This window comes from Streptomyces capparidis (genome assembly GCF_054782095.1).
The window spans coordinates 1-13,427 of record NZ_BAAGTD010000020.1 but is presented as its reverse complement, the minus strand read 5'-3'; the positions used below and the strand labels follow the sequence as shown (position 1 = coordinate 13,427).

The following is a 13,427-nucleotide window of genomic DNA, read 5'->3' as shown; positions in this document are numbered from 1 at the left end:
GGCTTCGGCCACTCGCCCACACCGGCCGGGGCCGGCGGCGGGATTCGAACCCGCGGGATCCCCGGGTGCGGGAATCCGGTCCGGAGAAGTATCCGCTGCCTGCGCACCGGGCGCCCCGACGTCCGCCTCCCGAGATCAAGGCGGCTCCGGTGTGTGATTCTCTTGCAAAGAAGTAACCGGGGCCTGAGCGCACCGGGAGGCGCGCGTCGAAGCTGAGGCCAGAGCCTAGTGGAGCGGCTGGTCCGGGTGCACCCGAGTATTCGCGGGCGGCCGCGGCCCCGGCGGCTCGGCGGGCACGTGGTGGATGCGCCCCTTCAGCGCCGTCAGCCGCTCCCCGGTGCCGCCCCACCGGTCCGCGACGATCTCCGCGGCGATGCTCACCGCGGTCTCCTCCGGGGTGCGGGCGCCCAGGTCCAGGCCCAGCGGTGAGGAGAGCCTGGCCAGCTCCTCCCCGGTCAGCCCCGCCTCCCGCAGCCGGGCGAGCCGGTCGTCGTGGGTGCGGCGGGAGCCCATCGCGCCGACGTAGGCCAGCGGCAGGCGCAGCGCCACCTCCAGCACGGGCACGTCGAACTTCGGGTCGTGGGTGAGCACGCACACCACGGTGCGCTCGTCGAGGCGGCCCGCCTCCGCCTCGGCGCGCAGATAGCGGTGGGGCCAGGCCACGACCACCTCGTGCGCGTCCGGGAAGCGGCGGGCGGTGGCGAAGACGGGGCGCGCGTCGCACACCGTCACCCGGTGGCCGAGGAACGCGCCGATCCGGGCGACGGCCGCGGCGAAGTCGATGGCGCCGAAGACGATCATCCGGGGCGGGGAGGTGTGCGCCGACACGAACAGCGTCAGCTCGTCGCCCCTGCGCTCCCCGTCGTAGCCGTACCGCAGGGTGCCGCACCGGCCGGTGGCGAGCAGGCCCCGCACGTCGTCGGCCGCCGCCGCGTCCAGGCGCGCCGAGCCCAGGGAGCCCGCGGTGCGGTCCGGCCACACCACCAGGCGGCGGCCGAGCCGCCCGGCGGGGTCCGCCCCGGCGAGGGCCACGCACGTCGCCACGGCCACCGGCGCCCCGGCCCGGACGGAAGCGGCGGCCTCGCCGAGCTCGGGGAACGAGGCGCGGTCCACCCGCTCCACGAACACCTCGATGGTCCCGCCGCAGGTCAGCCCGACCGCGAACGCGTCGTCGTCACTGACCCCGTACCGCTCCAGGCGCGGCGCCCCACCGCCCAGCACCTCCCGCGCCGCCTCGTACACCGCCCCCTCGACACACCCGCCCGACACACTGCCCACGGCGGTGCCGTCCGGCCCCACCAGCATCACCGCCCCGGGCGGACGCGGCGCGGACCGCCAAGCGGCCACCACGGTCGCCACCCCCACGGCCTCCCCGCCCCGCCACCAGCGCTCCAGGTCCTCCACGACGTCACGCATCACACCCCTACTGTGCACCGCCGCGGCACTCGCCTCCCGGCGGCGGGGGCGACGGGGTGCGAGCGGTGTCAAACTCCTCCGTTCGGGTGACCGGGCCGTATCCGGCCCGGTGAGGAGTTTCCGGCTTCCTAGGGTTGGCGCCGAAGAAAGGAGGGGAGCAGTATGAGTGCCATGACATGCGAGCGGTCGCAGACGCCGGAGGAGAGCCTCCTGGCCGATTTTCTCGAGCTGCAAACCCCCGAGGGTTATCGAGCCGAGTTGATCGAGGGGGAATTCGTCGTGTCGCCGCCGCCGGATGGGGATCACGAAAGCATCATCAGCCTTGTCGTCACGCAGGTGATCAGGAACTCCGCCACGGACATGCACTTCTCCGGGCACAAGGGGCTGGTCGTGCCCGGGACGAAGGGTGCGCCCGACGAGCACCTGATTCCTGACGTGACGTTCGCCGTCGCAGAGAACTGGGCTTTCCGTGACGCCCCGTCCTGGATGCGCTGCGAGGGCATCGCCATGGTGGTGGAGGTGACCTCTCCCGGGTCGCATCCCCGGGACCGGGGGCCGAAGCGGCGGGCCTACGCGCGTGGCGGAATTCCGCTCTACCTCTTGGTGGATCGCTCGGCCGGCGAAGTCGCCCTTTTCTCCCACCCGGGAAAAGGTGACTACACCGACACGCACACCACCCTGCTCGGCAAGGCCCTCGACCTCCCCGCTCCCTTCTCCTTCCCGTTGGACACCGCCGACTTCTAGGGCCTGTCACTGTGAAGGGGTTTCCGCGGCGTCCGTGAACGCGGCCGTCGGCCGGGGTGTGCGGGCGGTTGCCGGGTGACCGTCACGCCCCCGCCCCGGCGACGCCGTGCAGGAACACGTCCACCAGCCCGGCCGTGTCCAGGCCCGTGGGTCCCTCCGGCCGGAGGCGGGTGAACAGGAGGCCGAGGAAGACCGCCGCCGCCTGCTCCGGCGGCACCCGCAGCCGGTCCCGCTCCGGCGCGAACAGCTCCGCCAGGGCCTGCCTGACCGCCGCCATCGACGCCTCCCGGTCCGGGGCCGGCCCGGAGCCGGGCCCCGGCTCCCCGCGGCGGCCGCCGCGGCCGCCGTGGCCGGAGGCCCGCAGCGCGCCGAGCAGCGCGCCGATCCTGGCCACGTCCGCCTCCAGCGCCTCGGCGGCCCGCGCGAGCCGCGCGGCCAGCGGCTGCTCCAGGGGGATCGAGGCGATCTCCCGCACGGCGTGGTCGGGGCTGAGCGCCTCGGCGACGCAGGCGTCCAGCAGCTCGTCCTTGTCGGCGAAGACCCGGAACACCGTGGCCTCCCCGATGCCCGCGGCGCGGGCGATCCTGGCGGTGGTCACCGCGGCGCCGTGCTCGACGACCAGCGGCAGCGCCGCCGCCACGATCATCGCCCGCCGCTCCTCGGGGCTCATTCCCGGCGCCCGGCGCCGCGAAGGGGATGTGCTCATGTGTTCATCGTACGGAGTGAGTATTCACTCCGGCAAGGTCGGAGTGAGGACTCACTCCGATATCGGGGAAGCATCGGTGTGTGACGGTGGTGGAGGCGGCGGTGGCCGCGGGGGGCGCCGTGCCGGGCCGCCGGGGCGGAGCGGCCCGGCGGAGCGCCGACGACCGGGCCCGGCCGCGGGCCGCCCGCGGTGGTTGTGTCGGCCATCTCCCCTTCCCCCCGTTCCCGGCCGTCTGTCCGCATGCGCCGCCGGAACTCGTCCGACCTTCATCTCCTTGTTGTGTTCTTGACAGCGCCCGGCCGCCCCCGGCCCCTGCAATGGCACCCGTTCGCGCAAGGTGCGCGTGAGGGGAGGGGCTCACATGCCGAGCACAGCACACACCACGGGTGCCGCCGACCGGACGGCGGACGCGTCCGCGATGCGCGAGGCGGCGCGGCTGACCCGGCGCCGGTTCCTGACCGTCACCGGAGCTGCCGCCGCGCTGGCGTTCAGCGTCAACCTGCCGTCCGCGCACGCCGCCGAGGCCCGCGCCGCCGACCTCTCCGGCGACCCGTTCACCCTCGGCGTCGCCTCGGGCGACCCCGCCCCGAACGGCGTCGTCCTGTGGACCCGCCTCGCCCCCGCCCCCTTCGAGCCGGCCGGCGGCATGCCGAACGGCAGGGTGAGCGTGCGGTGGGAGGTCGCCACGGACGAGCGGTTCGACCGTGTCCTGCGCCGCGGCTACACCTGGGCCGACCCGGCGTTCAACCACGCGGTGCACGTCGAGGTCAACGGCCTCGCCCCCGACCGCGTGTACTGGTACCGCTTCCGCGTCGGCCGGTGGACCAGCCCGGCCGGCCGCACCAGGACCGTCCCCGCGCCCGGCGCCCCCGTCACCGACATGCGCCTGGGCGTGCTGTCCTGCCAGGCGTACCACGACGGGTACTTCACCGCCCTGCGCCACCTCGCGGACGAGGACCTCGACGCGGTGTTCCACACCGGCGACTACCTCTACGAGTACGCGGTGAACGCCGCCGGGGGCGCCCGCGGCTACACCGGCGACCAGTCGCTGCCCGCGGTGTTCAACACCGAGACCATCACCCTCGAGGACTACCGGCTGCGCTACGCCCTGTACAAGTCCGACCCCGACCTCCAGGCCGCGCACGCCGCCTTCCCGTGGCTCGTCACCTGGGACGACCACGAGACCGAGAACAACTACGCGGACGACATCCCCGAGAACGACGTGCCGCCGGAGGAGTTCCTCATCCGCCGCGCCGCCGCCTACCGCGCGTACTGGGAGAACATGCCGCTGCGCGCCCCCCAGCGGCCCACCGGCCCCGACATGCGCCTGTACCGCCGCTTCTCCTACGGGAAGCTGGCCCAGTTCGACATCCTCGACACCCGCCAGTACCGCAGCAACCAGGCGAACGGCGACGGCTGGAAGGTCCCCGGCGACGAGAGCCGCGACCCGTCCCGCACCATGCTCGGCGCCACCCAGGAGCGCTGGCTGCTGGACGGGCTGCGCTCCTCCGGCGCCACCTGGAACGTCATCCCGCAGCAGGTGGTGTTCTCCCAGCGCCTGGAGAACTCCGCCCGGCCGGCCAGGGTCAGCATGGACGCCTGGGACGGCTACCCGGCCGCCCGCGAGCGCGTCCTGGCCGGGATCGACGCGGCCGGGGCGGAGAACGTGGTGGTGCTCACCGGCGACGTGCACGTGCACTACGCGTTCGACATCAAGCGGGACTTCGCCGACCCGGCCTCGCGCACCGTCGGCGTGGAACTGGTCGGCACCTCCACCACCAGCGGCAAGGACGGCGCGGCCGTGCCCGCCAACCACGGCGCCCTCACCGGCGCCAACCCGCACCTGAAGTTCTACAACGGGCAGCGCGGGTACGTGGCGGTCACCCTCGGCACCGGGCAACTGCGCGCCGACTACAAGGTCGTCTCCGCCGTCACCCACCGGGGCGGGACGCTGAGCACCGCGGCCTCGTTCGTCTCCGAGGCGGGCGACCCCGGGCTGAAGCCCGCCTGACGCCGCGGCCCGGCGGGGCCCGGCGCACCGGGTCCCGCCGGGCTCACGCCCGCGTCAGATGGCGGCTGATCACCAGCCGCTGTATCTGGTTGGTGCCCTCGAAGATCTGCGTCACCTTCGCCTCGCGCATGTACCGCTCCACCGGGAAGTCCCGGGTGTAGCCGTACCCGCCGAGCACCTGCACCGCGTCGGTGGTCACCTTCATCGCCGCGTCCGTGGCGACCAGCTTGGCGACGGACGCCTCGCGGGAGAACGCCAGGCCCGCGTCGCGCCGCCGCGCCGCGTGCAGGTACGTCGCCCGGGCCGAGTCCACGGCCGCCGCCATGTCCGCGAGCAGGAACCCCAGGCCCTGGTGCTCGGCGATCGGCCGGCCGAACTGCTCGCGCTCCTTGGCGTACGCCACCGCCTCGTCCAGCGCGGCCTGCGCCAGCCCCGTGGCGACGGCGGCGATGCCCAGACGGCCGGAGTCCAGGGCGGACAGCGCGATCGCCATGCCCTGCCCCTCGGCGCCGACCAGCCGCTCCGCGGGCACCGGCACGCCGTCCCAGTTCACGGCCGTGGTGGTGGAGCCGGTCAGGCCCATCTTCCGCTCCGGCGCGCCGAAGGACAGGCCGGGCGCGGCGGCGTCCACCACGAAGCAGGAGATGCCGTGCCGGGGGTCGCTCCCGGTGCGGGCGAAGACGGTGTAGCTGTCCGCCTCGCCGCCGTGGGTCGTCCACGCCTTGGTGCCGGTGAGGGTGAAGCCGGTCTCGCTCTTGTCCGCCCGGGTCCTGATCGAGGAGACGTCCGAGCCCGCCTGCGGCTCCGACAGGCAGTACGCCCCGAGCAGCGCGCCCTCCAGCAGCGGCGGCAGCAGCTCCCGGCGCTGCCGCTCGGTGCCGAAGGCGGCCAGCGGATAGCAGGACAGGGCGTGCACGCTCACGCCCACGGCCACGCTCGCCCAGCGGGCCGCGATCTCCTCCACCACCTGGAGGTACACCTCGTACGGCTGGCCGCCGCCGCCGTACTCCTCGTCGTAGGGCAGGGACAGCAGCCCGGCGCGGCCCAGCGTGCGGAAGACCTCGCGCGGGAAGCGCCCCTCCGCCTCGTGGTCGGCGGCCCGGGGCGCCAGCTCCCGGTCGGCGATCTCCCGGGTGAGCTCGATCAGGTCGCGGGCCTCGGGGGTGGGAAGCATGCGTTCGACCGGCATGGGGGCCTCCGTCTGGTGCCGGGTGGGTGCCCTGGTGGGGCAGGTCAGCCAACGAAAGGGGTGCTGCGGCGCGGCCGTGGGTGAGACCGGTCACCGTACTGTAGAACGTACGCCAGTACTGTCAATGGTAGCGCCGAACCCGGCGGACCGGATGCGAAAACATGTGCGGTTAAGGTGGCAGCCATGAGCGGCAGAACCGGGATCCCCACGGCCCGCCCCGGCGGGCGCGGCCTCACCGGACGGCAGGCCGAGCTGTTCGACCAACTGGTCGCCCTCTTCCTGAAGGAAGGCTTCGCCGACTTCACGCTCGACGACCTCGCCGGGCGGCTGCACTGCTCCAAGTCCACCCTGTACGCCCTGGCCCGCAGCAAGGAGCAGTTGGCCGTGGCCGTGGTGAAGCACTTCTTCCGGCGGGCGGCGCAGCACGTGGAGGAGCGCACCGCGCGCGCGGCGGACGCCCGGGACCGGGTCGTGGCCTATCTGTCGGCGGTCGCCCGGGAGCTGCGGCCCGCCTCCGCCCGCTTCTACGCGGACCTGGCCGCGTTCCCGCCCGCCCTGGAGGTCTACGAGCGCAACACCCGGATCGCGGCCGGGCGGGTGCGCGAGCTGGTGGACGAGGGCGTGCGGAGCGGGGCGTTCCGCAAGGTGCACGCGGCGTTCGTGGCGGAGGTCGTCAGCGCCTCCATGGTGGCCATCCAGCGCGGCGAGATCACCCACCGCGCCGGACTCGGCGACGCCGACGCCTACGAGGAGCTGGCGTCCCTGCTGCTGCACGGGATCGCGGCGCCCTGACCCGCGGCGGCCCTGCCCCGCGGCGCCGCGGGCGCCCGGCTCAGGTCAGCGCGCCCACCAGCGGCGCCGCCTTGCCGAGCGGGGCCAGCGGACCGGGGCCGGGCAGCGGCGGCAGGGGCAGCCCGGCGATGCCGCAGGTGTTCGTCGGGCTGCTCGTCGGCAGCCCGATCACGTTCCCGGTCACCGGGCCGGGGTTCCGCGACGCGCTGCCCCGGGAGTCCGCCGAACCGCCGGTGTCGCACCCGTTGCCGAACCCGCTGTTGAGCAGGCCGATGACACTCGTGGCATGCGCGGGGCCCGCCCCGGCCGCACCGGTGAGGACCGCGGTCGCGGTGAGGCCGACGAGGGCCGCTGTCGTACGCCTGGTCATGCCAGGCGTAACGGCCGCACGCCTGTCCGGTCACGCCCGGTCACGCCCGGTTACCCGGACGGACTTCCCCCGCCTAACTGCCGAGGCAGTCCACGATCCGCGCGAAGCCCTCGCGCAGCTTGCCCTCCGTGACCAGGAAGTCGTCCACCGGGTGGTTCTTGAACAGGCACATGTCGTACCTGACCACCGTCGGCTGCTCCGCCCCCGGCCGCACGGCGCGGTACTCGTGCCTGCCGGTGAGCTGGCAGGAGTCGTAGCGCACCAGCGGGCCGCGCGGGCCCATGTCGTAGCGGTGCGGGCGCGCGGAGTCGGAGAAGTCCTTGAACGCGTTCGCGGTGTCGTCGCAGTCGTTGAAGTGCACCGTCCCGCTGTTCCAGGCGCAGTCCATCACGATCACGTCCGGGCCGCGCACCTCGAAGCGGATGTCCTCGGCGTGGAAGCGCTGCACCGCGTCGAAGTGCCTGCCCCGCGGGAAGCGGAAGAAGGTGGACGCGCGCCCGTACTCCTCGTCGTCCGAGGGCCGCCGCCCGGTCACGATGTACGAGCCGCCCCGGCAGGTGATCGAGCCGCCGTAGGGGAACTCCAGGAAGTTGCCCCACTCGTACTCGACCTTCATGTCGTTGAACCAGTAGTTGAGGAACTGGTCCTGCTGCGCCTCGTTCTCCGACCGCTTCGACAGGCCCGAGTACAGGAACGCCTTGCGGTAGGCGCCGCCCACCCGGCAGGCGTCCCAGCGCATCTCGGAGTTGGTGTTGGAGCCGTCCAGCGCGAGGCCGTACGTCCACTCGCCGGTCCACTCGCACTCGGAGAAGCGGTAGTCCTGCGCCTGCCCCGTGGAGTACGAGTAGAAGAACGACGCGCCGGGCGTCGCCGACCGGAACCGCAACTGCTCGAACATCAGGTTCGCCCACATGTCGTCGTTGCGGCACAGATAGGCGTCCTCCGACGTCGGCGGCGCGAACACGATCTCCGTCATCCGCTTGCCCGCGCCCCGGAACCGCAGCCCGTTGGCCTTGCGGTCCGGCCGGTCCCCGTTCAGCAGCGCGTGCGGGCGCCGGACGACGTAGCTGCCCGCGGGGACGTCCACGACCGTGCGGCCCACGTGGCCCCACACCCGGGACGCCGCGTAGCGGTACGCCTCCTCGAACGCGGCGCTGTCGTCGGTGCGGCCGTCGCCCTTGGCCCCGAAGTCGGCGACCACGTCCACCACGTCGTCGCCCTTCGGCTTGCGCCCGGCGACCGCGGCCCCCGTGCGGCCGATGGTGGGGGTGTCCCGGGGGGCGGGGGCGCCCTGGGCGTCGCAGGCGGACAGGGATCCGGCGGCCAGGGCGGCGCCGCCCGTCAGCAGCGCCCTGCGGCTGGCACGCCGGGCGGGGGAGGGCTCCCCTTCGGGGCGACGGGGGACGGCCATGGTGGGGGTCCTTTCGGTGCGGTGGCGGTGTGCGGTGGCGGTGTGCGGTGCGGTGCGGGTCGGGGCGGTGCGGTCGGGGACGGGGCGGTCGGGGGCGCGCGCGGCGGGCGGGCGCCGCACCCGCGTGTGCGGCGGCCACGGCGCGTGCGAGACTGTCGCGCGCGGCAGGCGCCGCCCGCCGGGCGCCGCACGGCCGTCGCAGGTCATGGCACACGTTCCTCCGGCCCGGGCGCGGGTTCCCGGCGGGGCGCCGGGGGTGGGGCGAGGGGGAGCCGGAAGTGAGCGGTTTCACGCGGACGGTCAGGGAGCTGAAGGCCGCGCAGAAGCCCGGCAAGGGCGTGTCGGTCTACTCCCGCTTCGTCAACCGGCCCGCCGGGCGGGTGTTCGCCGCGGCCGCGTACCGCCTGGGCCTGAGCCCCAACCAGGTGACGCTGGTCAGCGCCGTGTTCACCTTCACCGGAATCGGCATCGTCGCCGCCGTCCCCCCCTCGCATCCCATGGCGCTCGGCGTGTTCCTCGCGCTGGTCACCGGCTTCGCCCTGGACTCCGCCGACGGGCAGCTCGCCCGCCTCACCAGGTCGGGCAGCCCGTCGGGCGAGTGGCTGGACCACGTCGTGGACTGCGCGAAGATGCTCGCCCTGCACATGGCGGTGCTGCTGTCGTTCTACCGGTTCTTCGACCTCCCGGACACAGGGTTCCTGCTCGCGCCCATCGCCTTCCAGTTCGCCGCCGTCATGGTGTTCTTCGGCGGCATCCTCACCGAGCAGTTGAAGCGGAGAGCGGAGGCGGGGCCGCCCGCCCCGGCCTCCACCCTCCGCTCCCTGGCGCTGCTCCCCGCCGACTACGGGGTCTTCTGCTTCGTCTTCCTGCTCCTCGGCAACGAGGACGCGTTCCTCGCCGGGTACTGCGCGCTGCTCGCCGCCCATGTGCTGTTCCTGGTGGCGTTCCTGGCGAAGTGGTACCGGGAGCTGTCCCGCGCCGGACGCCGCTGAGCGGCTCAGGCGCTGTCCACCAGGCCGTCCAGCACACTGCGCAGCAGCGTGCTGGACGTGTGCACGGTGTACGGGAAGTACACGACCTCCACGCCCACGGACGCGAAGTCGCGCTCCAGCCGGTCGCCCTTCTCGGTGCCGCGCCAGTCGTCGCCCTTGAAGATGACGTCGAAGCGCACCTGCCGCCAGGTCTCGAGCTTGTCCGGCACCGTCTCCACGAACGCCGCGTCCACGAAGCGGATGCTGCGCACGATCTCCAGCCGCTCCGCCAGCGGCACCACCGGCGCCCGCCCCTTCGCCAGCTCGGCCATCTCGTCCGAGACCACCCCCGCGATCAGGTGGTCGCACCGGCTCTTGGCGTGCCGCAGGATGTTCAGGTGCCCGACGTGGAACAGGTCGTAGACCCCGGGCGCGTACCCCACTCGCTCAGCCATGTCCCCCCCTGGGATCCGCGGTTCAGCTCTTCGCCGTGACGAGCACCGGGCCGTTGCGGCCGGAGACGTTCTCGCCGTCGGTGACCTCCAGCGAGTAGCGGTACGAGGAGCCCGGCGCGACGGTGTCGGTGAAGCTCATGTTCGGCCGGTCCCAGTAGCGGGACTCCTTGGTCAGCGTCTTGTACAGCGTGCCGTCCCGGTAGATCCGGTAGGTCAGCACCGCGTCGTCCCGGTCCCACGACGCCTTCCAGGTCAGCGTGATCTTCCCCGTGGACGGGCTGGAGCCGGACATGATCGGCACCTGCGGGGCGCCGGTGTCGGGCGAGGCGGGGAAGCGGGTCAGGCCCTGCTGCGCCTTGTCGTTGACGGTGGTGAACTCGCCGCCCACCCACAGGATGTCCCCGGCCATCGCCATGGCGCGCGGGCCGATCTGCTCGCCGATGCCGTCGTTGGTGTCCGGGAACCACGGCAGGATCGTCTTGTCCTTCGTGGACTGCGCCAGCAGGTGCTGCCGGTTGTTGTGCTCGGGGAAGCCGCCCGGGGTGCTGCCGCAGTTGTGCGCGTGCGAGCCGCTGTACAGCACGCCGTCGTAGGGCAGCACCGACTGGGTGGCGCCCAGGCAGGTGTCCTTCCACTTCAGGAGGCCGGTGGCCAGCGAACCCGCGGCCCGCCCGTCGAACACGCCGCCGCCGGTGCCCTCCGCGCCCAGGTAGAAGTCGGTGCCGTCGTTGGCCAGCGACTTCACCACGGAGTTCGCCGGGATCCAGGTGGTGGAGGAGAACCGGTGCACGGTCGCGCCCGTGGTCGGGTGCAGCGCCGCCAGGGCGCGCGAGGCGGAGCCGTTGACGGTGGTGAAGTCGCCGCCGACCAGCACCTTGCCGTGCGCCGGGGAGGCGGTGATGGCCCGCACCGGCAGGTCCAGGGTGGCCTTGAACGGCAGCAGCGCCCCGGTGGTGCTCACCGCGGCCACCCGCTGCCGGGTCTGGCCCGCGACCGTGGTGAAGTCGCCGCCGAGGTACACGGTGGACTCCACCGCCTCGATGGCCCGCACCGTGGCGGTGACCTGGGGCCGCCAGGCGGTGCCGATCTTGCAGGTGGCGGTGTCCAGCGCCGCGGTGTTGGACACCCCGACGCCGCCCGCGCTGCCGAAGGAGCCGCCGATGTACAGCCGGGAGCCGTCCGGCGACGCCTCCATGGCGCGGACCGTGCCCGAGCCGCCGGTGAACGCCGGGGCGCAGGGCAGCAGCTCGCCGGTGGTGGCGTTGAACGCGGCGAAGTTGGTGCGCGCCACCTCGGTGGAGGCGCCCGCGGCCGCGCCCGGCGGGCGGACCTTGGTGAACGTGCCGCCGACGTACATCACGCCCTTGGCGTACGCCATCGACCACACGATGCCGTTGGTCTGCCAGGTGGCCATCGGGTCGGCGGTGAGGGTGGACTGGTCCGCGGCGGCGGCCGGCCCCGCGGAGGACGCCACGGTGACGACGGCCGCGGTCGTGGAGGCGACCACGGCCGACAACACGCGTGCTCTTCGGCTTCTTCGGGACACGGGTTCCCCCCTGGTGCTGAAGTCGGTGCGAAGGTGGAGGCGGGGCCGGTCGAGGCCGGACCCCGTGCGCGGTGTCACCGCAGGTGGCAAGCCGTCATGACGAGTCCCGCGCGGTGTCGCGGCGCAGCGCTCCGAGGAACTCGCCCACCCCCAGCGCTTCACGATAGCGCCACACACCCATCACAGTTACCGCGAACACCGAAACGGCGCCGACCAGGGCACCGGCCACCGAGTCACCGAGCCCGGCGCGCGCCCCCGCCGCCACCGCGCCCGCCGCCACCAGGCCCAGCGCGACCGCCGCCCGGTAGCCGCCGTCCACCGTGGTGAACCCCAGCCGCAGCCGCACCAGCAGCGCCGACGCCACGTTGTCCACCACCATCGCCGCCGCCCACGCCACCGCCGCCCCCAGCACCCCGTGCCGGGGCACCAGCAGCACGCCCAGGCCCACCTGGACGGCGAAGGACGCGCCCGCCACGGCCAGGTTCCACGTGCTGCGGCCCGCCATGAGGATCACCGTCTGCGCGTTGCCCACGCCCACGTTCACCGCGCACGCCGCGCACAGCACCGCCAGCGCCGCCGCCCCGTCGTCGAAGCCCCCGCCGAACAGCGACAGCACCGTGCCGGGGAACGCCGCCAGCACCGCGAACAGCGGCCAGGAGAACAGCACGACCCAGCGCGTGGACAGCCGGTGCAGGTGCCGCGCCTCCTCCTGCCGCCCGGCCGCGACGAGACCGGAGATCTGCGGCGCCACCGCCAGCCGCACCGCGAGCTGGAGCAGCGTGCCCGCCGTCACCAGCCGCCCGATCGCCGTGTACACGCCCGCGTCCGCGCTGCTGCCCAGCGCCGACAGCAGGATCACCCCGACCCACACCGCCGCGATGTCGAACAGCGACGACACCGCGCGCGGCCCCGCGAACGCCCAGAACTCCCGCCCCAGCCCGCCCGCGTCCGCCGGGACGTGCGCGTGCGACCGGCGCGCCCGCCGCAGCGCCCACCACGCCACCACCGCGCCGAGCAGCGACGGCACCAGCCACGCCGCGGACAGCGCCAGCACCCCCGGCGCCGCCAGCGCCAGCGGCAGCGCGATCAGCACCCGCAGCACCGGCTTGCCGATCTGCTCCACACCGACGAACGGCAGCACCGTGCCGTACCCGCGGGTCGCCCCGAGCCACACCAGCGACACCGTCGCCACCGGCAGGAACACCGCGAACAGCCGCACCAGTCGCACCGCGTCCTCGCGCGGCAGGTCCGGCAGCACCGCCGCGGCCAGGTCCGGCACGGCCAGCAGCACCGCCGCGCCCGCGGTGGCGGCCACCGCCCCCGGCAGCACGGCCGTGCGCAGCAGCGCCGGTATCCGAGCCCCGCCGGTGGTGGCCAGGTCCCCGGAGACGAACCGCACCAGGCCGGTGTCGGCGCCCAGCTTGCAGGCGTGGCACGCCACCGTGAACACCGCCACCCCGGTGAACACCGCGCCCGCCCCGTGCGCCCCCAGCGCCCGGGTGACCACGGCCACCAGCACGAACCCGAACACGGCGTTCACCGCGGCCCCGGCGAACCCGAACCAGCCGCCGCGCACGGTGCGGGTGACGGCCCGCCGGTCCGCGGGAGCCCCCGCGCCCGCCTCCCCAGCGGTCACCGCCACCGCGGGCTCACCGCCACCGCGTCATCGCGCCGTGGTCGTCCGGCGAACCGGGCGGCGAGGCGTCCCGCCCCGGCGCCGCGGGCGCGGCGTCCCCGTTCGCCGGGTCCGCCGCGGGCGCCGAGTCCGCCGCGGCGCGGGCCGGGGGCGGGGGCGACGGGCGGGCGGGCGGCGGGC

12 protein-coding genes are annotated in these 13,427 nt (G+C 74.2%); 4 read left to right on the top strand and 8 right to left on the bottom strand.

Going from position 1 to position 13,427, the window contains the following annotated elements; all coding sequences use genetic code 11:
* Positions 1–225: 225 nt before the first annotated feature.
* Positions 226–1,416, bottom strand: a complete 1,191-nt coding sequence (locus tag ACYVO2_RS17720; RefSeq protein ID WP_461008926.1) for an XdhC family protein — start codon at positions 1,414–1,416, stop codon at positions 226–228.
* Between the two features lie 162 nt (positions 1,417–1,578).
* Here ACYVO2_RS17720 and ACYVO2_RS17715 point away from each other — a divergent pair, with 162 nt between their 5' ends.
* Positions 1,579–2,160, top strand: coding sequence for a Uma2 family endonuclease (locus ACYVO2_RS17715; protein ID WP_461008815.1), 582 nt, complete (start codon positions 1,579–1,581; stop codon positions 2,158–2,160).
* An 82-nt stretch (positions 2,161–2,242) separates the two neighbouring features.
* On the opposite strand, the gene ACYVO2_RS17710 is transcribed toward ACYVO2_RS17715, so the two are convergent.
* Entirely contained in the window at positions 2,243–2,866 is a 624-nt protein-coding gene (locus tag ACYVO2_RS17710; protein WP_461008814.1) for a TetR/AcrR family transcriptional regulator, read from the bottom strand.
* Between the two features lie 418 nt (positions 2,867–3,284).
* Between ACYVO2_RS17710 and ACYVO2_RS17705 the strand changes: the two genes are divergently transcribed.
* Positions 3,285–4,877 (top strand): alkaline phosphatase D family protein, encoded by a 1,593-nt coding sequence (locus ACYVO2_RS17705; protein WP_461008925.1) that lies wholly within the window; start codon positions 3,285–3,287, stop codon positions 4,875–4,877.
* 43 nt (positions 4,878–4,920) lie between these two features.
* Here the strand turns inward: ACYVO2_RS17705 and ACYVO2_RS17700 are convergent, their stop codons facing one another.
* Complete coding sequence (locus ACYVO2_RS17700; protein ID WP_461008813.1) at positions 4,921–6,066, bottom strand: acyl-CoA dehydrogenase family protein; 1,146 nt, start codon at positions 6,064–6,066, stop codon at positions 4,921–4,923.
* 183 nt (positions 6,067–6,249) lie between these two features.
* Here ACYVO2_RS17700 and ACYVO2_RS17695 point away from each other — a divergent pair, with 183 nt between their 5' ends.
* Positions 6,250–6,858 carry a TetR/AcrR family transcriptional regulator gene (locus ACYVO2_RS17695; RefSeq protein ID WP_461008812.1) on the top strand — a complete coding sequence of 203 codons (609 nt, stop codon included), beginning with the start codon at positions 6,250–6,252 and terminating at the stop codon, positions 6,856–6,858.
* A gap of 40 nt (positions 6,859–6,898) precedes the next feature.
* On the opposite strand, the gene ACYVO2_RS17690 is transcribed toward ACYVO2_RS17695, so the two are convergent.
* Complete coding sequence (locus ACYVO2_RS17690) at positions 6,899–7,228, bottom strand: chaplin family protein (RefSeq protein WP_461008811.1); 330 nt, start codon at positions 7,226–7,228, stop codon at positions 6,899–6,901.
* 73 nt (positions 7,229–7,301) lie between these two features.
* A complete protein-coding gene (locus tag ACYVO2_RS17685; RefSeq protein ID WP_461008810.1) occupies positions 7,302–8,639 on the bottom strand; it encodes a glycosyl hydrolase family 28-related protein in 1,338 nt (445 codons plus the stop codon).
* Positions 8,640–8,917: 278 nt separating this feature from the next.
* On the opposite strand from ACYVO2_RS17685, the gene ACYVO2_RS17680 reads away from it, so the two are divergent.
* Positions 8,918–9,631 carry a CDP-alcohol phosphatidyltransferase family protein gene (locus tag ACYVO2_RS17680; protein ID WP_461008809.1) on the top strand — a complete coding sequence of 238 codons (714 nt, stop codon included), beginning with the start codon at positions 8,918–8,920 and terminating at the stop codon, positions 9,629–9,631.
* Positions 9,632–9,636: 5 nt separating this feature from the next.
* Here ACYVO2_RS17680 and ACYVO2_RS17675 read toward each other — a convergent pair whose 3' ends face one another.
* The 3 genes from ACYVO2_RS17675 to ACYVO2_RS17665 form a co-directional block, all read right to left on the bottom strand.
* Entirely contained in the window at positions 9,637–10,065 is a 429-nt protein-coding gene (locus ACYVO2_RS17675; protein ID WP_461008808.1) for an adenylyltransferase/cytidyltransferase family protein, read from the bottom strand.
* A gap of 22 nt (positions 10,066–10,087) precedes the next feature.
* The gene (locus ACYVO2_RS17670) at positions 10,088–11,584 is read right to left on the bottom strand and encodes a fibronectin type III domain-containing protein (protein WP_461008807.1); all 1,497 of its coding nucleotides are present in this window, start codon (positions 11,582–11,584) and stop codon (positions 10,088–10,090) included.
* Positions 11,585–11,705: 121 nt separating this feature from the next.
* Positions 11,706–13,253, bottom strand: coding sequence for a lipopolysaccharide biosynthesis protein (locus tag ACYVO2_RS17665; protein ID WP_461008806.1), 1,548 nt, complete (start codon positions 13,251–13,253; stop codon positions 11,706–11,708).
* Between the last annotated feature and the right edge of the window lie 174 nt (positions 13,254–13,427).

Bases quoted from the DNA above. Each gene is read 5' to 3' on its own strand.
- ACYVO2_RS17685 (WP_461008810.1), bottom strand. From the start codon at position 8,639: ATGGCCGTCCCCCGTCGCCCCGAAGGGGAGCCCTCCCCCGCCCGGCGT.
- ACYVO2_RS17715 (WP_461008815.1), top strand. From the start codon at position 1,579: ATGAGTGCCATGACATGCGAGCGGTCGCAGACGCCGGAGGAGAGCCTC.
- ACYVO2_RS17720 (WP_461008926.1), bottom strand. From the start codon at position 1,416: ATGCGTGACGTCGTGGAGGACCTGGAGCGCTGGTGGCGGGGCGGGGAG.
- ACYVO2_RS17690 (WP_461008811.1), bottom strand. From the start codon at position 7,228: ATGACCAGGCGTACGACAGCGGCCCTCGTCGGCCTCACCGCGACCGCG.
- ACYVO2_RS17675 (WP_461008808.1), bottom strand. From the start codon at position 10,065: ATGGCTGAGCGAGTGGGGTACGCGCCCGGGGTCTACGACCTGTTCCAC.
- ACYVO2_RS17710 (WP_461008814.1), bottom strand. From the start codon at position 2,866: ATGAGCACATCCCCTTCGCGGCGCCGGGCGCCGGGAATGAGCCCCGAG.
- ACYVO2_RS17700 (WP_461008813.1), bottom strand. From the start codon at position 6,066: ATGCCGGTCGAACGCATGCTTCCCACCCCCGAGGCCCGCGACCTGATC.
- ACYVO2_RS17695 (WP_461008812.1), top strand. From the start codon at position 6,250: ATGAGCGGCAGAACCGGGATCCCCACGGCCCGCCCCGGCGGGCGCGGC.
- ACYVO2_RS17705 (WP_461008925.1), top strand. From the start codon at position 3,285: ATGCGCGAGGCGGCGCGGCTGACCCGGCGCCGGTTCCTGACCGTCACC.